This is a genomic window from Candidatus Electronema sp. PJ, from assembly GCF_048287395.1.
Classification (GTDB): domain Bacteria; phylum Desulfobacterota; class Desulfobulbia; order Desulfobulbales; family Desulfobulbaceae; genus Electronema.
In genome coordinates this window covers 83,342-99,972 of record NZ_JBLWEO010000024.1, presented here as the reverse complement: position 1 = coordinate 99,972, position 16,631 = coordinate 83,342, and the positions used below count along the sequence as shown (strand labels likewise).

Here is a 16,631-nt window from a genome sequence, read left to right as displayed (position 1 = left end):
GCTGTCTTTTCTTCTAATTCGCTCGGACAGCGACATGCTAACATGAAAAGGCTGCCGGAGCCAGAACAAGCGGTCACTTAACCGCCGCCGTCCCAGTGTCCTTCGCAGCCTTTTCCTCTAGCCGCTCAATCGTCCACTCCAGCCGTTCTTGAATTGCCCCGTCTTGGCCGGGAATATTGCTTTTTTCTGGAACGGTTTTGAGGATATCTTTCAGCTTGGCCAGATCAGTCGCTGTGCCGGTGTATTCCAGATTCCACAGGGCGAGGTCAATGGCTTGGAAGGCGGTGTAGGGGAAAGGCGAAGGCAGCTCTTCCGGGTCGAATTTTTGGTGCGCTCGGATGATTTTGTCGATCAGGTCAGCGTCGGCCTTGCCTGCCAAGGCGCGGACAGCCCCTTGCCGGACGTGATGCAGCGGATGTTTGAGCATTTCAATCCCGCGCTTTTCCGGGTCGATGCTGGCTAGGGTGTTGCCGATCCGATATTCACGAAGCTGCCAATGCACATCATCTTCGAGCTTGCTGCTGTCATCGCTGCGTTTAGCGGTGTCCCGCTGGTCGCGCTGCGCCCGCCAAGTGGCTTTGTCGTTTTCGAGTTGATGCAGCTTCTCTTCCACATCAGCGAGAGCGGGCTTGGAAATCGGTGCCGCCGTCTTCAGTTTGCCGAGTGCTTCAGCAGCCACCTGCCGCATGTTCGCATTTTTATCTGCGAGGAGTTTGACAAGTTCAGGGACGACGGAGGGGTCACCCAGTTTACCGAGTATTTCAGCAGCCACCCGCCGCATGTTCGCATTTTTATCTGCGAGGAGTTTGACAAGTTCAGGGACGACGGAGGGGTCACCCTGTTTACCGAATATTTCAACAGCCACCTGCCGCATGTTCGCATTTTTATCTGCGAGGAGTTTGACAAGTTCAGGAGCAACGGAGGGGTCACCCATACTGCTGAGTACTGTCGCAGCAGAAATCCGCACGAACTCATCCCCATCCGAGAGGAGCTTGACGATCTCAGGGGCGACGGAGCGGTCACCTAAGTCGCCGAGTGCTATAGCAGCAGACCGCCGCACGTCCGAATCCCCATCCGAGAAGAGCTTGACGATCTCAGGGACGACGGAGCGGTCACCAAGCTTGCCGAGCGCGTATGCAGCAGACTGCCGCACGTCTGAATCCCGATCCGAGAGGAGCTTGACGATCTCAGGGACGACGGAGCGGTCACCTAAGTCGCCGAGTGCTATAGCAGCAGACCGCCGAACTTCTGAATCCTTATCCGCGAGGAGTTTCAATGCAAATGAACTGCCGTTCCACTTGACTAGTGCAGATGCAGCAGAGTACCGCACGTTCGCATTGTTATCCGCGAGGATTTTAATAAATTCAGGCGTGAATGAGCTATTGCCAAGCTTACCGAGTGCTTCGGCAGCAAACATCCGTACATTATCATTCTCATCCGCGAGGAGCTTGACAAGATCAGGTGCGACAGAGCTGTCGCCCAGATTGCCGAGTGCTTCCGCAGCCCTTATCCGCACGGCCCCATCCTTATCCGTAAGAAGCTTAACGAGTTCAGGCGTGATTGAGCGGTCGCCTAGCTTGCCGAGTGCTTTAGCAGCAAACGCCCGCACATTCTCATTCTTGTCTGCAAGAATTTTGATGAGTTCAGGCGTGATTGAGTTGTCGCCTATCTGGCCGAGTATTTCCGCCGCCTTCTGCCACACGTTTTCGTTCTCATTCGCGAGGAACTCGATAAGTTTAGGCGCAATTGAGCTGTTGCTTATATGGACGAGTGCTTCAGCAGCCTTCTGCCGTACGTTCTCGTCCTCATCCGCGAGGAGCTTGACAAATTCAGGCGCAACGGAGCGGTCGCCTAAGTTGCTGAGTGCTTCTACAGCAGCCTCACGGACGAACATATGCTCATCCGTGAGGCACTTGACGAGTTCAGGCACAACTGAGCGGTCGCCTAAGTTGCCGAGTGCTTCAGCAGCAGCCTGCCGCACGGAATCATCCGCATCCGAGAGGAATCCGATGAGGATGGATTTCTCGCCTAACTGCGCAAGAGGAACCACGACTCCCGTCTTCTTATTCGCGGCTGTCCGTAGCAGAAGGTCAACACTCTTCTTTGTCCGCAACCGTGCAAGCTGCGCAGGGAAATCCTTGACATAATCCAGCTTGTTCTCTTCAAAAACATTATTAGCCAACTCATGCAATTTTTCATACAGTCCAGCCTCTATATAGAAGGGAATGCGTTCTGCCATCGGTATTCTTTCGATCACATCGGACTGAATTTCACCTTTCCTCTCAATTATTATCAGGTCAAACTTTCTGCCTGCTTCAAGTTCTTTGATGGTAAAAGGCATTTCATGAATAAACCGCCGCTGATGAAATATATCCCGGCCTGCCATCGCTCCTTTATACACTTCGATCCGATCAGAAATGCTTTCCTTTGGACTGAGCTGCAAATACCGGCCATAATAATTCGCCCGCCAGTTGTTACCCGCAAAAAGAACACCGCCAGCAATCAGCACCACAGCCGTTCCCACGATCAGCCGCTTCACCCTTTGCTGATGCTTGAACTCCCGGTTCCATTTGTCAATGGATTCAGAAAAAATGTCGTGATACAGCTCATACCAGAACTCTTCACCGCGCTTTTGGCGGCGCAGCACCGCGCAATCTTGGAGTTTGTCCAGCATCAGCTTCAGCGCATTGGCATCAGAGCGGGTCAATTCAGCCAATCGCTCCAGCGGATGCGCCACTTTGGTGGCCCGTTGCCCAACGAGATGATCAAAAGCGGCTGAGGCAAGCACCTGCTCCTTTTTATTGAATTGGCCAATCTTGCGGAGAAAGTAGGTTTCTAAAATACCTTTAGCCCGCCCCGATTCTTGATACGCCGCATGAGTAATCTGCTTGACCACCTCCGCCTCACCCCGGTGATACAGCCACAACAGCTTATCTGCCTCATCTCGGTGATGCCGCCACAATTCTTGACAGACAATCTGCAAATGCGGCGGCTCCACCAAAAGCGGCAGTTCTTGCAGCGCAAGCAGCTCCTGCACGCCGAACTGCCGCTCCTGCTCGCGCTTGGCAAGATCATCCAGCACCTGCTCCAGCAATCCTTCGTTGCTGTCCTGCTTTGGCGCGAAGCTCCAGCCAATTTGCTTTAGCGGCTGCTCAATCGCCAGCCGCGCTTGGTCGCGGGTCAGCTTCTCCAAGCGGAAATAGTTGTCAAACACGCCGGGCAGAAAGGGCTTGAAGGCATTGAGTTCAAGGGCGAAGTCCTCCCGCATCGAAAAAACAAAGCAGGCCGGAAGGCTGCGGTCAAGAACAGCCGCACTCAGCTCTTCGACAAACGTTTTGAAGCCCTTTTGGAACCGCTGATAGTTGAAAAACTCTTCAAATTGATCAAGCAGCAGAATCTGCTGGCCGCTGCCGAAGAGGGTGCAGGCCAGCAAGGTGTCTTTCAGGGAAAGCTGGGTGAAATCGCCGCCAAAGCCGCTCAGGCCGGGCCGTTTGGCGTAATGATTCAGGATGCTCTGCCTGAGTGCCGCGCCCGGCTCGGCAGCCCAGCTGTTGTGATAGATCAGTTCCGCATGGCCGTCCGCACGAAACGTCGGCATTATGCCTGCTTGCAGCAGCGAGCTTTTGCCAACGCCGCTGGCCGCCAGCAGTAAAGTCAAGCGGTTGGCGCGGATTTTATCCAACAGAATGCTTGTCTCGCGGTCGCGGCCAAAAAAGCGGTCTTTCTCCTGCTCGGTGAACGGTTTCAGGCCGATGTAGGGTTCCAAGCAAGCTGCCGAAAGATTGTTCATGATTCCGCCTGTTCAGTTCATGCTGCGAATGCCGCGTTTCACGCTTCAAACGAGGCATTCGCTGTTTAAAATGCCTCATTCATTGTTTCAAACGCCACGTTTCACGCTTCAAACGAGGCATTCGCTGTTGCGAATGCCACGTTTCACGCTGCGAATGAGGCATTCGCTGCTGCAAACACGTCGTTGCCAGCGTCAAACGAGACGTTTTGAATCGCGAATGCCACGTTTTCTGTTCCAAATAAGACGTTTTTCAGCGCGATTGTGGCATCCGAAACATCAAAAATGCTCAATCCGCTGTGCACAAAGCAAGTTCCTGCACGAAGTCCTTGAGCGGGCAATCATAGACCTTCACTTTTCTATCCTGCCAGAACGATTGCGCAAACGAAGAGCCGCCCTCCTGAATCGCCAGCGACGGCGCACGGTCGTGCCGCAGCTCCTGAAGCGACTTGATCAGCAGGCGTTCTTCCCAGCTTTCCGGGTGATGGCCAAGAAACCAGAGTGAATGGAGCGAATTTTTCAGTTTGCTGCCGATATAGTCAGGAAACTGCTGCTGCATGAAGCGGGTGAAGGTGAAATAATCGCGTTCCGACAGGAGGAGATGGCCTTTGTCATTGAAAATGCCGCCCCGGAGTTGATAAATAACCGCATAGCCGCTTTCCATTAGGCTGAAGCTGGACAGTTCTTCCGGGGTGCAGAAGACATCCTTTTGATCGGAACAGCGCAGCAGGCATCGTTTGTCTTCCATGTTCGGATGAATCACGGCAAATTTCCGCCTGCCGCGCAGACTCTGCTCCAGCAGGTCATCATAGGCGGTCGAGATGACTAAAAAGGGATTCTTCAGATTGGCCAGCAGCTCGTGCAGCGCGACCGGAGATTTTTTTTGGTCTGCTTTGAACAGGGCGCGGATGTCATTGACCAGATCAGCGCGGCTGCTGTTCAAGGCCAGCTCTTTCTGCTCGCAAAGTTCTGACAAAGGGCCATGAAAACCGTTTTGACTGAGATGCTGCTTGATCGCCTCTGTTGACGGCAGCTCTGCGCCAAGCAGATGCGACAGCTCCTGCCCAAGACAGAGGATGACCTGACCATTTTGCAGCTGCCCGGCGAGCTTTGTGTAATCAGGACGGCTTGCAGCGGCTTTCCTTCTGTTGTCCAGATTGCTGAAGAAGAAAATAAAGGCTTCGGCAGCAATCGTCCGTGCAGCAAAGCCGTTGATCTCAGCAAAAATTTCCTCATCGTCCTCGCTGATACCCTCCTTCCGCATCCGTTCCAGCTCCAAACCAATGGCGGGAAAAACAGAGCAAATTTCAAAGGCGCGGCCAGAAAGCTGCATCATCGCCTGATTGATGCGGGCCGCCGGATCAAGATGTTCTTCAGATAGACCGGCAAAAGAGGGCATGATCTCCTCGATTGCCGGGAAGATGACTTGCAGATTGGCTACGGCAACCGCATGGCCGCGCTGCCCGGCAGCAGGATCAGCATTGTGACTGACAACAGCAAGCAGCCTTCCTGCGGTATCGCACAGCGGAGAGCCGCTGTAGCCGCCTTGGAGTTTGGAGAACTCATCGTCATCAACATGAATGTCCCACGCCTCAATGCTTTTGCTGCCGACAGCTTTAAAGGAAATCGGCTTGCCCAACCGGCCTTGAATGTCACGGAGCACATAATTTTCTCTGGCTCCGAGATGCGGGCCGTAGCCGAGAATCTGAAACGGCATGTCCGGCTTTCCTTTTGCTAGCTGATTGAGCAGCGGCAGCGCGATGCCGTCATGACGGATGCTCAACAAGGCAAGATCAACCGTGTTGGATGAGCCAGCCGCCTCAATCGCCGCTTCATGCGGGACGGCATCGGCTCCGCTGGCGACAACTCTGCCGCCAAGCTGCTCAAGCACATGGGCGCAAGTCAGCAGATACAGTTTGCCCTCCTTGCAGGCCACAGCAAAACCGGTGCCGAAGGCTTTCTTGCCGCTGTCGGTGCTGGTCAGGAGGAAAACGGCATCCTTTTCGATGGCCATAAAAAATTATCTCCTGTTTTCAGCGGAATTTTTCCTTCTTGTAATCATAACCTTGGTCAGCATCCATTGTCCCGAAGAGTTTTGTCAATTCGAGCTGTCGGCGGCGGTTTACGAATTCTTTCAACGCCAAATTGACGGTATCTTTTTTCGTTTTAAGCTGGCTGAGTTCACGTGCTTCTTCCAGCAGCTCCATATCTATCGCAAGATTTGAGGCCATTTTTACCCTCCCTAACTTCTGAGTTCTTCAGCTTTCTGCCTTAGGCGAGATGGAGATCTTCACCTTGAGATTGGCACTGCCACTCGCCTTGGCTAAAAAGACCGAACCTTGGGCGGAAAAGCCAAGCTGCAGCTCAACCTCGGCACTGCTGATTGACATTTCTTTGTTCAGCTCATTCCAGACTGAAACCATCGGACGGCAGGCGTTGAGCAGCAAGGTGTGGACAGCATTGATCGACTCGTCCACCTGTTCTGGCAACCCGCCGGCAATTCGCTGCACTTGATCGGGCGGTACCTCCACCTCGACAAGCAGACCCTCCTGGAGTTTAATAAGCTGATTTGGCATGGCGTAATCTCCTCTCTGAAAATGAAAAAATTTATGCTGCGGAAAAGCAAACAGACTCCATCATCAGCCCTTCTGTCTGCGCATTCTTGCTGCGGGAAACAGCCCGCCAGGCCGAAAGACCATCATCAGCACGAGAGCTGCGCCAAAGACCAGCATCCGGTAGTCCGCCAAGGCGCGCAGGTATTCGGGCAGGAGAATCAGGGTCAGGGCAGCGATGATCACGCCGGGGATTGAACCCATGCCGCCCAGCACCACAATACAAAGGATGATGGCTGATTCCATAAAGGTGAACGAGGCAGGGTTGACAAAGGTGGTCTTAGCCGCGAAAAGCACCCCAGCCATGCCCGCCCAGAAGGCACCAGAGGCAAAAGCCGCCAGCTTGATCTTTGTTTTGTCGATACCCATGGCTCGGCAGGCAGTTTCATCCTCGCGTAAGGCGGCCCAAGCCCTGCCAATGCGGGAGTGTTGCAGGCGACTGGTGGCAAAAACAGTCAAAACGACCATCACAAGCATTACGTAATAGAGATAGATGACCGATTGCTCAAGCGACAGCTTTATTCCGAAGAGACCAGGCCTAGGAATGCCGGAAATACCGCTGGGGCCTTGGGAAAACTCTGTCCAGTTCTCCAGGACAAGGCGGATGATTTCGCCAAAACCAAGGGTAACGATGGCCAGATAGTCACCGCGCAGCCGCAACACGGGAAAACCGAGGAGGATACCGAATCCTGCGGCCAGCAAACCGCCGATAGGTAGGGCCAGCCAGAAGCCAATGCCGTAATGGAGGTTGAGCAGGGCGTAGGAATAGGCCCCAACCGCGTAAAAAGCCACATAACCCAGGTCAAGCAGCCCAGCCATGCCGACCACAATGTTTAAGCCCAGGCCTAGCATTACGTAGAGCAGGGCCGTAATCATGATACTGACCTGATAGGAGGAAACAAACCGAGGGAAGAGGCATAGTACCAGCAGGAACATGGCAAAAACAGGCAGCCGGAAATTCAGTCGGGCAAAAAACTGCTGCCGTTCTTGGGGAACAGCGGCTTGCCTCTTCTTTCTCTTGATCGCTCTTGCTGCATCTCTGAGCAAAGAGCCAAGAAAACCAACTGCGGCAGCGTACAAGACATTCTGCCAACGCCAGATGATGCTCTGGGCTGAGGGATTCACCTTGATGACTACCATTGGCAAGGTGAGAAAGGCAAACCAGAGGGCAGTAAAGGCGGCTTTTTTCAGCAGAGGGAGGAAGGGCATGGCAGTAGGGTCATAGACAAGCTGTCATCAGGGAAACATTTGAATATCAATGCTGAATGTTACCTGACACAGGTAAAAAGTCAAGCTGTTGCCCAGAGAGAGATGGCGATCAAATACGCAAGAGAAGAGTCCTACTCGTTTGCCAAGGAGTTGTACTCGGCAGAAGAGGAGTTTGGCTTGGCAAAACTGCTTTCTTGCCGACTAGGAAAGGAGTTTGGCCGACTAAAACTCCTTTCTGAGCGAGCAAAACTCCTTTGGTAATCGGCCAGACTCCTCTTCTGCCGACCAAAACTCCTTTGCTGCCGAGTACAACTCCTTTCCTAGTCGGCAAAACTCCTCTTTGGCCAAGCCGAACTGCTTTCTCAGCGAGCAAGAAAGGAGCCTTAATTCAGGGAAATGCAAAAAATACCGCAACAAAAGAAACTACATCACCACATGCACCCGTCCGCCAAAGTCATACGCCTTGCTGGAAACGTCATAATCCATTTTGCCGCCCTGGAGCTTGAAGTTCGGCCCTTTGATCCGCACCTTTTCTGGGCTGACGAGCTTTTTGGTCAGATCGTCGTAATGCAGCAGCTCGGTATGCAGCTCCTCTTGCTGGACAGGTTTAACCAACACCACATCTTTGGTCAGAGTCAGATACTTTTCATCCATCTGATATCTGCCAGTACGGCTGGTTACGGTGATAGGATCGTCGCCTTTTTTGCTGTACACGGCCTGAACTGCGGTCATTTCGATCTCGCGGTCTGTTTTGCCGGTTCGGGCTTGCTCGGCCTTGACTGTCCAGGTCAACTCGCCCTTGTTGTTGAAGGTGAGGACAACATCCTCCATGACGAAATCCTGCGCTTCCTGGGTATAAGCCTTGGCTGCGGCGGCATCATAGCCGCCACGCGGCTTGAGGAAGTCTGCGACTGGCTGCTGCCAGAGTGGTTTGCTGGCAATTAGGCCGAGGGGAATGATCCAGAGGAGGTTACGAAGGCTACCCTGCATAGGAATCTGTTGCTAAAGATGCTTTTTCAGGATGGCGGCCAGTAGGCCTTTGGCTTCCAAGATCAATTCGCAGGCTTCCCGCACTGCACCTTGGCCGCCGCTGCGTTCAGTCACGTAATCTACCCGTTGCCGCACCTCTGGCGCGGCGTTAGCCGGAGCAAAAGCGCAGCCAACCTTGATCAACACGGGCAGATCCAGCCAATCGTCGCCCATATAGGCGGTCTGTTCCGGCCAGAGTGCAGTTTTGCCGAGAATCTCTGCATACGCAGCGGCTTTATCGGTGCTGCCTGCGTAAATATGTTTGATCTTCAAATCTCTGGCTCGCTTACTCACCGCTTCAGAGTTGCGGGCGGTGATGAGACCTACCGCGACACCAGCTTCTTGGAGGATACGCAAGCCGAAACCGTCCTGGGTATTGAAGCCTTTGATCTCACCAGCCTCTGGCGTGTAGAAAACGGTGCCGTCAGTCAACACGCCATCCACGTCAAGCAGCAGCAACTCGACCTTTTTCGCCTTGATAAGGGCTGCTTTCCAGGCTGCGCTGCGTTCAACCAGCTTTTCACGCTCTGCTGCCCGCTCGCGCAACACCTGCGTTAAGCCGCAATCTGAATACTGCGTCTCTTTACTCATTGGTAAACTTGCTCACAGCCTTGCGGATTTCCAAGAGCTGCCGAAGCAGCGGCTCTACTTTGTCTAAAGGGATGCTGTTGGGGCCGTCACAGAGGGCTTTTTCCGGTTCAGGATGCACTTCCATGAAGAGACCGTCGATACCAACTGCCATTGCCGCTCTGGTTAAGGTGGGGATGAACTTGCGCTGGCCGCCAGAGCTGCCGCCCATGCCGCCAGGTAGCTGGACAGAATGTGTTGCGTCGAAAATCACCGGGCAACCAAAGGAGCGCATCACGGGCAAGGAGCGCATATCGACCACCAAGTTGTTATAGCCAAAGCAAGCCCCGCGCTCAGTGAGGAGAATGCGCTCGCTGCCAGCGGCGCGCACCTTTTCCACGGCGTGTTTCATGTCCCAAGGCGAGAGAAACTGCCCTTTCTTCAGATTAACCACCCGGCCTGACTTGGCTGCGGCAGTGAGCAGGTCAGTTTGACGGCAGAGGAAGGCAGGAATCTGGATGATGTCCAAACATTCCATGGCCATGTCGATCTGACTGGTTTCATGCACGTCTGAAACCACGGGCACACCGATTTCCTGACGGATCCGGCAGAGCTGGCGCATCCCTTTCTTCAAGCCAGGGCCACGGAAGGCGTTGAGTGACGTGCGGTTGGCCTTGTCAAAGGAAGTCTTGAACACGTAAGAGATGTCCAAGCGTTCGCAAATGGCCTTCATCTCCCAAGCGATTTTCCAACAGAGATCGCCAGACTCCAAAGCACAGGGGCCAGCCAACAGCACCAGCGGCTGGCCAGGGCCGACTTGAATGGCCTTGCCGCCAGAGGGCGTGCTTATTTCAACGGTTTTCATCAGATGCGGAGAGAGTGTGAAAGGACAGGACTTATCAATCTAGGACGCAACAACAAAATACTATACAGCGTTTGTGCAGCGCAGGCAAGCGTGGGAGCGGCCTGGAAAAATTAGCCTGAATTATGGCTGCGGCTTGATTTGCTCCAAGCAATGCTTTTCCCGCAGGGGCATAGCGAGGTTGCGATATATCTCTGCTGCCTTGCGCCAGCATTCCTCTGCCTGAGGAAGCTGCTGTTGCGCCTGATGCAGTTTGGCAAAGCCTTCCCAGCATTCGGCAATGTCGTCCGGGAGAGGGAGATGTTCAGCCAAAGCCAATGCCTGCTCATAATACTGCTTGGCAGCAATGAAATCACCGGTCTTGACGAACAACTCGCCGAATGCTTGAAAACAATTGGCCTTGCCGATCTGATCATCTATCTTCCGGTAGAGCTGCAAGGCTTCTTCAACGAGCTGTTGCGCTTCCGGGAATTCAGAGCAAGCAAGATGCGCCTCGCCAAGAGATCGAATACAGTTCGCCTCACCAATTCGTTCGCCTATTTTTTTGTACAACTTCAGCGCACGCCTGAAGTAAGAGCGAGATTGCTTGTATTTGGACAGACGCAGAAGAACTTCTCCAATCCCAAAAAGATTGTTTGCTGTAGTTAGTTGATCATGCAGAGATAGCTGCAATGATTTGTCGTAATATCGGCGGGCTTGCTTGAAGTTGAAAAGAACTCTATGCACATCTCCAAGAGAAGAAAGACAGTTGGCCTTTTGCAAGGATTTGCCATTTTCCTTGCGTAGCTGTAGGGCTTCCTCGAAACACTGCTGCGCTTCGATGACTTCTGACAAGAAGTAATGCGCATCGCCCAAACATTCAAGACGGTTGACCAACAGGTGTCTATCATCTTTGCTGACAGCCACATCCATCTGCCGTAATGCCTCTTTTGCCTCGTGATAGCGACTATAACGGATATCTACATTTGCTTGATTGAGCCAAAAGAACTGCGCCGCCTTCTCCAAGAGCCGCTTCAGCTCCATGTGTTCCCGCGCAGCTAAGAGCAGACTTTCGGCCTTGTTGTTGGCAAAATACGGCGGGTTCATCCAGACAGCACAGGTGTCGTTCAGCTCAATCGCTCCCTCTTCCGGCTCGGCCACAAGCTGATGATACACCGTCTCAATCCGCCACGTCGTGTCGTCCTGATCTTGCTTTGCGCAATACGCAAAGGCGCGGCGGGAGATTTCCCGGTATAACGTCTCATCTTCCTGCCAGAGCTTTTCCTGTAGCAGCTTGCGGGTGCGTTCGTGGACATTGAAGCGGTCTTTGCCAGGATACGGCTCGATATACGAAAAGCCGGTGAGTTCGACAAACTGCTCTGCATCAAGTGGCTGCTCAAGCAGAGCGTTGAGAAAGGCTCGGTCGAAGAAACGCGGCACGGCAGCAGCCTGTACAGCAGCCTGCATCTGCTCTGGCAGCTGGGAAAGACTGAAATTCAGTGAGAGCCGGTCACGCTCATCCTGGTTTTCGCAGGCTTGCAGCTGGGCGAGAATGGTTTGATATTCAGACATGCGGATTCAGGTCAGGCGGGGAAAGGTTTCAATGACTTCCAGTATCTTGGCCGGATGGCCCGCATGAGCGCAGCAGATGCCAGAAAGGAAGGTCAGCGGTGGTTCTACCGGCACCCGGAAACCCCGCTCTTTGACCACTGGCAGCCAATGCTCCGCTTCCGGCACACCTTTCAGCTCAAACTCGGCGCAGAAATCTACCCATTCCTCGCAGGTCTTGGTTGAGGGAACTTCTTGCCCGGCTAACACAATGCGCAGCTGAGAACAGGCACGAGGCAAGCGGACAAGGAGGCTGTGCAACCAGCTTTTCAAGTCGGCACCGGCTTTCTCGTAGGTATCGACGGATAAGAGTAAAGGCTGATTCAGCCGATTAAGGTCACGCAACCAAGCATCAGTCAGCCAAACCAGCCGTTCTTTCCGTTCCTGCTCACTGCCGCTCCCCAAAACGACATTGATCTGATTGTTGTTGCCTTCAATCTGGTTGTCGCGGATTTCCACGTTGTGCTGCCGCAGACATTGGCTGAAGTCAGGCAAATTCTCACGGCCCGCATGATCAGCGGCAAGGTTGAAGACCACAGCGGCATTGATGTCGTCCTGCTTGCAATTGACAAAAACAGGAAAAATGCTGTTGGGTGCGGCTTTGCGGCAGCTGCGCAGCAAACTGGTCTTGCCGCAGCCGGATTTGCCGCGCAAAAGGAGAATTGGCTCTTGGCAGTTAGGCTTCCAGAGCTGGTTAAACGCCTCGCGCTCCCTTGTATAATTCGCCAGCATATCTATGAATCAGCTCTTAAGCTGATTTTTGTTCCCTTCTATGTCCGTCTGTTCAATTTGTCCGCCGTTTGAGGCAGTCAGCTCGTTGTTGTTCCCCTTGATCTTGGTTCCGACAATCTTGGTCACTAACGGTTCGTGGGTTGCCACGCCTCCCTGAACTCCGTCTTTGTTGACCTTGAAGCTGCCTGACTGGAGTTTATCCTTCAAAAAAAGATCGCAATGCCAAAAACCACGACAAGGGCCAAGGCAATGATCAAGGCAATCCACACATTCTCGCTCATAGGCTTTCTCTCCTGCTAAAAAAGAAAAGGAAAAAGGGACTCCAGCTTAAACAGCTCTGCTACTGCTTTCAAGAGAAATCTTTTCTCGCCACCGACTACTTATCATTTCATACACCCCAACGCCAGCTCCGCTGCTCTTACTGCGCAACCGGGCGGGCCGAGCTTTGTCGTGACTTCAGCCAAGCCGCGCAGGATTTCCTGGCGGTGGTCAGCGTTATCCAGCATGAAGCGCAGCTGTTCGGCCAGAGCTGCTGGGGTGACTGCCTCCTGCAACAGCTCTGGAATGACCTCGCGCTCGGCAATCAGGTTGACCAAAGAGAAATGGCGGAGATGGCGAACCAGCAAACGGGCCAACCAGTAGGTGCGCGGCGAGAGTCGATAGGCCGCAACCGCCGGAATACCGAGAATAGCCAGCTCCAAAGTGACGGTGCCAGAGGCCGCAAGCACCGCATCGCAAGCCGCCATCAGTTCGTAGCGGTTGTCGCGGAAAACGCGGACGTTGATCTTGTCCTGACAGTCGGCCAAGCCGTTTTCCAGCAGCAACTCATGGGAAATAGTGGAAGCCTGCGGCAGCAGAAAGAGCCAGTCTTTTTGTTGATCCTGCTCAACGAGCAAGCAGGCTGCCGCGAGAAAATCTGGCAGCAGGGTGCGAATCTCTTTGGCGCGGCTGCCAGGCAACAGGCCAACGATCCGAGTCTCTGCTGAGACCTGCAACTGATGCGCCAGCAAGAAGGCCTCTTTGCTGCGCAGGTTTTCCCGGCGCACAGAGTCGGCCAGCGGATGACCAACAAACTCCACTTCCACGCCGCGTTGGGCGTAAAACTCTTTTTCAAAGGGCAAAATGACAGCCACCCGGTCAGTCAGCTTGCCAATCTTCTTGACTCGCCCGCTGCGCCAGGCCCAAACCTGTGGACTGATGTAATAAAAGACGGGAATGCCGAACCGCTTCGCTTTGGCTGCGAGCAACAGGTTGAAATCCGGGTAATCAATGAGAATCAGCAGGGCGGGTTTGTCGGTGCGCATCCGCTGAATGATAGCGCGGCGGGCCGCAAGAATATCACCGAGATGGCTGATAACTTCAGTGAGGCCAACTACGGCCAGCTTGGAGGCATCAAAAAGCAATTCCACGCCCGCAGCGGCCAGCTCTTGGCCGCCAATGCCAGAAAAGCGCAAGCCAGGCTGCAACCGCTGCATTGCTTCGACCAAACGTGCGCCGTGCATGTCGCCAGAGGCTTCGCCAGCGATGATCATCAGGTGCGGAGAGGAACCAGGCATGTTTTTAAGGAAATTGACCACTCATAATTCAGGAAAAAACTCCTCTTTCAGCAGTTCTGCGAAGGAAAAAGGACAACTTGGCGGGAAGAACTTTTTATCAATCCCTGTTTCCTCTTCGGCCAGCAGCACCGCTTTGCTGTAAGCCCGGTCTATTTTTTCTTCAAGGTCGTAACGCAGGCTGGGACTGTCGGCAAACAGCTCGTTGATGTCCATGCGCTGGCTGGCAATCGTGTTTTTCCAGCTGCGTGACCTTCTCGCAGCCTGATGTTGCCATTTCAGCAGATGCGCAATCAGCACACTCAAGCGACTCACGAGTTCCCGCTGCTCTTTTCTGCCCATTGCTTCCAATTCCTCCGCGATATTTTCCGCATCAATCTCGCACAATTTCCCTTCTCGCAGCAAGCCAGCATTCTTCAGCAGCCACGAATAGAAATCTTTCTTGTAATCAAGCACTGCTTCCATGATGCGCTCCTCGTGTTCTGGGTTCAGCTCGTTGCTGATACTCGCAAATATCTCCCCAAACAGCTTTGCAACGTTTTCTTGGAACATTCACACGTGTAAATGCTCCGTTCACTCGTTTGAATGCAGCTTTTGTACGTTCGCCAGGAGCATTTATATGTCTGAATACTCCATTTACTCGTCTGAATGGGGCTTTCAGACATGTAAATGCTGCTTTCGTACATCCGTAAGCAGCTTGGCAATATCCAAAAGCTCCTGACAGACGTTTGTTAGGAGTATTCACACGTATGAATACTGCATTCAAATATGTAAATGCTCCATTGCAACGTCCAAAAGCTACTGACAACTCTTGGTGGCCAAGCCAGAACCTTTTGTTGCTCGGCAAGAGAAGGTTCTGGCCGAGTACAACTCCTTGGCAAGTCGGCAGAACTCCTCTGCTGCCGAGCCAAACTCCTTGGTGAGCGAGCAGAAAACGTCGGCTCATTCCTACGCATTGACAAAACCGAAATTGCCTTCGGCACTGAGGAGATGGGCAAACTTGTTTTGGTTCTCTTTGATCTGTTGGATGACATCCAAGGCGATTTCCAGGGCGCGGCGACCTTCTCGGCCTGAGACGGTCGGCTTTCTCCGCAGGCGGACATTTTCGATAAACTCGCGCAATTCCAGCTCCAGCACGTCCTGTTCCTGGAAAGCATGGCGCGAGATGTCTGGCAGGGGAAAACTGCCGCTCTCTTGCTTGAGCCGCACCTCCATAACCTCCTTTTTGCCGAAATCAACCGCCAAATAACGGCCTGGCTGGAAGATCCGCATCTTGCGCACTGTGTCGAGAGAGATTCTGCTCACCGTGATATTAGCGGTGCAGCCGTTGGCAAAAAGAATCCGGGCATTGGCAATGTCGGTGAGTTGGGTAATAACCGGCGCACCCACAGTATGAATGCTCTGAATCGGCGAATTGACCATTGAAAGGATGATGTCAATGTCGTGAATCATCAAATCAAGCACTACATCGACATCTGTACCGCGATTTTTAAAGATGGAAAGCCGGTGGGCTTCGATGAAAAGGGGATTTTTTAAGAGCGGCTGCACCGCCAGCACTGCTGGATTAAAGCGTTCAAGATGACCAACCTGGAGAATCAGCTGCTTTTCCTCAGCGAGCTGGTTGAGCGCGTCTGCTTCCTCTAACGTCACGGTCATGGGCTTTTCCAAGAGGATATCCAGACCGCGCTCTAAGCAGGCAAGCGCGACCTGATGGTGATAAACCGTGGGCACCACGATGGAAACCGCCTCAACGTGCTCAAGCAGCTGCTGATATTCGGTGAATGGCACGGTAGCACATTCTATGGCCACGGCTTCTGCCCGTGTTGGGTCAACATCAACCACGCCAACCAGGTCAACGTCGGCCATTGCCGCGTATTTTTGCGCGTGAAAGCGGCCCAAATAGCCGACTCCGATCACCCCAACCTTTATTTTCTTGTCCTGATTCATGCTCTGTGCGGGCAAATGCGGCCCTGCTGCGCTTCAAATGCCGAGATAGGCTTTTTGGATGTCCTGGTTCTTGAGCAAATTGTCTGCTTGGTCGTGGAGAATGATTCTGCCGTTCTCCAAGACATAGCCTCGGTCTGCGGTTTGCAAGGCGAGCTTGGCATTCTGCTCTACAAGGAGGATGGTGGTGCCGTTTTCTTGATTAATTTTGCGGATGATTGCGAAAATCTGCTTGGTGATCAAGGGCGCAAGGCCCATAGATGGCTCGTCTAAGAGCAAAAGCTGGGGCCGAGCCATGAGGGCGCGGCAGATGGCCAGCATTTGCTGCTCGCCACCTGACAAATTGCCGCCAGGCTGCTGGCGACGTTCCGCGAGAATCGGGAACAGGGCGTAGCACTGGTCTAAATCCTGGCGAATTTTCTTTTTATCTTGGCGGAGAAAGGCTCCCAGTTCCAGATTTTCCGCTACAGTCAGGCGAGGAAAGATGTGTCGGCCTTCTGGCACCTGACTCATGCCCAGGGCTACGATTTTATTCGGGGCCAACTGCTCTATAGCTTGCCCTTGAAAAAGAATTTGCCCTGTGCGAGGCGGCACTATGCCGCAGATAGACATCAGAGTCGTGGATTTCCCTGCGCCATTTGCCCCAATCAGAGTGATAATCTCGCCTGATTCGACGCGCAGGTTGAGATCATGGAGAATGTGGATCTTGCCATAAAAGGCATTGACGTTGCGCAGTTCGAGCATGAGCG

The 16,631-nt window shown here is 53.3% G+C and carries 18 protein-coding genes; 1 reads left to right on the top strand and 17 read right to left on the bottom strand.

The genetic code is table 11. From position 1 onward, the window contains the following. Positions 1-73 precede the first annotated feature (73 nt). The 6 genes from ACNKIB_RS03500 to ACNKIB_RS03475 form a co-directional block, all read right to left on the bottom strand. Complete coding sequence (locus ACNKIB_RS03500; protein WP_417909161.1) at positions 74-3,790, bottom strand: HEAT repeat domain-containing protein; 3,717 nt, start codon at positions 3,788-3,790, stop codon at positions 74-76. Between the two features lie 143 nt (positions 3,791-3,933). Continuing rightward, positions 3,934-4,092, bottom strand: coding sequence for a hypothetical protein (locus tag ACNKIB_RS03495; RefSeq protein ID WP_417909160.1), 159 nt, complete (start codon positions 4,090-4,092; stop codon positions 3,934-3,936). Beyond that, entirely contained in the window at positions 4,077-5,801 is a 1,725-nt protein-coding gene (locus ACNKIB_RS03490; protein ID WP_417909159.1) for an SIR2 family protein, read from the bottom strand. The genes ACNKIB_RS03495 and ACNKIB_RS03490 overlap by 16 nt, the downstream gene beginning before the upstream one ends. 19 nt (positions 5,802-5,820) lie before the next feature. Beyond that, on the bottom strand, positions 5,821-6,018 hold the full coding sequence (locus tag ACNKIB_RS03485; protein WP_417909158.1) for a type II toxin-antitoxin system VapB family antitoxin: 198 nt from the start codon (positions 6,016-6,018) through the stop codon (positions 5,821-5,823). Between the two features lie 27 nt (positions 6,019-6,045). Continuing rightward, a complete protein-coding gene (locus ACNKIB_RS03480) occupies positions 6,046-6,363 on the bottom strand; it encodes a CU044_2847 family protein (RefSeq protein ID WP_417909157.1) in 318 nt (105 codons plus the stop codon). A 63-nt stretch (positions 6,364-6,426) separates the two neighbouring features. Then, positions 6,427-7,608: an ABC transporter permease subunit gene (locus ACNKIB_RS03475; RefSeq protein WP_417909156.1), complete on the bottom strand. Its 1,182-nt coding sequence runs from the start codon at positions 7,606-7,608 to the stop codon at positions 6,427-6,429. 102 nt (positions 7,609-7,710) lie between these two features. Here ACNKIB_RS03475 and ACNKIB_RS03470 point away from each other — a divergent pair, with 102 nt between their 5' ends. Further along, positions 7,711-7,869, top strand: coding sequence for a hypothetical protein (locus tag ACNKIB_RS03470; RefSeq protein ID WP_417909155.1), 159 nt, complete (start codon positions 7,711-7,713; stop codon positions 7,867-7,869). Here the strand turns inward: ACNKIB_RS03470 and ACNKIB_RS03465 are convergent. The 11 genes from ACNKIB_RS03465 to ACNKIB_RS03415 form a co-directional block, all read right to left on the bottom strand. Beyond that, a complete protein-coding gene (locus ACNKIB_RS03465; protein WP_417909154.1) occupies positions 7,831-7,956 on the bottom strand; it encodes a hypothetical protein in 126 nt (41 codons plus the stop codon). The genes ACNKIB_RS03470 and ACNKIB_RS03465 overlap by 39 nt on opposite strands. Before the next feature lie 75 nt (positions 7,957-8,031). Further along, positions 8,032-8,598, bottom strand: a complete 567-nt coding sequence (gene lptC / locus ACNKIB_RS03460; protein WP_417909153.1) for an LPS export ABC transporter periplasmic protein LptC — start codon at positions 8,596-8,598, stop codon at positions 8,032-8,034. A 12-nt stretch (positions 8,599-8,610) separates the two neighbouring features. After that, on the bottom strand, positions 8,611-9,228 hold the full coding sequence (locus tag ACNKIB_RS03455) for a KdsC family phosphatase (RefSeq protein WP_417909152.1): 618 nt from the start codon (positions 9,226-9,228) through the stop codon (positions 8,611-8,613). After that, positions 9,221-10,069, bottom strand: a complete 849-nt coding sequence (gene kdsA, locus ACNKIB_RS03450; protein ID WP_417909151.1) for a 3-deoxy-8-phosphooctulonate synthase — start codon at positions 10,067-10,069, stop codon at positions 9,221-9,223. Before kdsA ends, ACNKIB_RS03455 begins: the two co-directional genes overlap by 8 nt. 120 nt (positions 10,070-10,189) lie before the next feature. Then, a complete protein-coding gene (locus ACNKIB_RS03445) occupies positions 10,190-11,617 on the bottom strand; it encodes a tetratricopeptide repeat protein (RefSeq protein WP_417909150.1) in 1,428 nt (475 codons plus the stop codon). A 6-nt stretch (positions 11,618-11,623) separates the two neighbouring features. Further along, entirely contained in the window at positions 11,624-12,385 is a 762-nt protein-coding gene (locus ACNKIB_RS03440; RefSeq protein WP_417909149.1) for an AAA family ATPase, read from the bottom strand. 9 nt (positions 12,386-12,394) lie between these two features. Continuing rightward, positions 12,395-12,592, bottom strand: a complete 198-nt coding sequence (locus ACNKIB_RS03435) for a hypothetical protein (protein WP_417909148.1) — start codon at positions 12,590-12,592, stop codon at positions 12,395-12,397. A 176-nt stretch (positions 12,593-12,768) separates the two neighbouring features. Then, positions 12,769-13,962: a lipid-A-disaccharide synthase gene (gene lpxB / locus ACNKIB_RS03430; protein WP_417909147.1), complete on the bottom strand. Its 1,194-nt coding sequence runs from the start codon at positions 13,960-13,962 to the stop codon at positions 12,769-12,771. Beyond that, positions 13,963-14,490, bottom strand: coding sequence for a DUF29 domain-containing protein (locus tag ACNKIB_RS03425; protein ID WP_417909146.1), 528 nt, complete (start codon positions 14,488-14,490; stop codon positions 13,963-13,965). Between the two features lie 396 nt (positions 14,491-14,886). Then, on the bottom strand, positions 14,887-15,900 hold the full coding sequence (locus tag ACNKIB_RS03420) for a Gfo/Idh/MocA family oxidoreductase (protein ID WP_417909145.1): 1,014 nt from the start codon (positions 15,898-15,900) through the stop codon (positions 14,887-14,889). Between the two features lie 18 nt (positions 15,901-15,918). After that, positions 15,919-16,626 carry an ABC transporter ATP-binding protein gene (locus ACNKIB_RS03415; protein WP_417909144.1) on the bottom strand — a complete coding sequence of 236 codons (708 nt, stop codon included), beginning with the start codon at positions 16,624-16,626 and terminating at the stop codon, positions 15,919-15,921. Positions 16,627-16,631 lie beyond the last annotated feature (5 nt).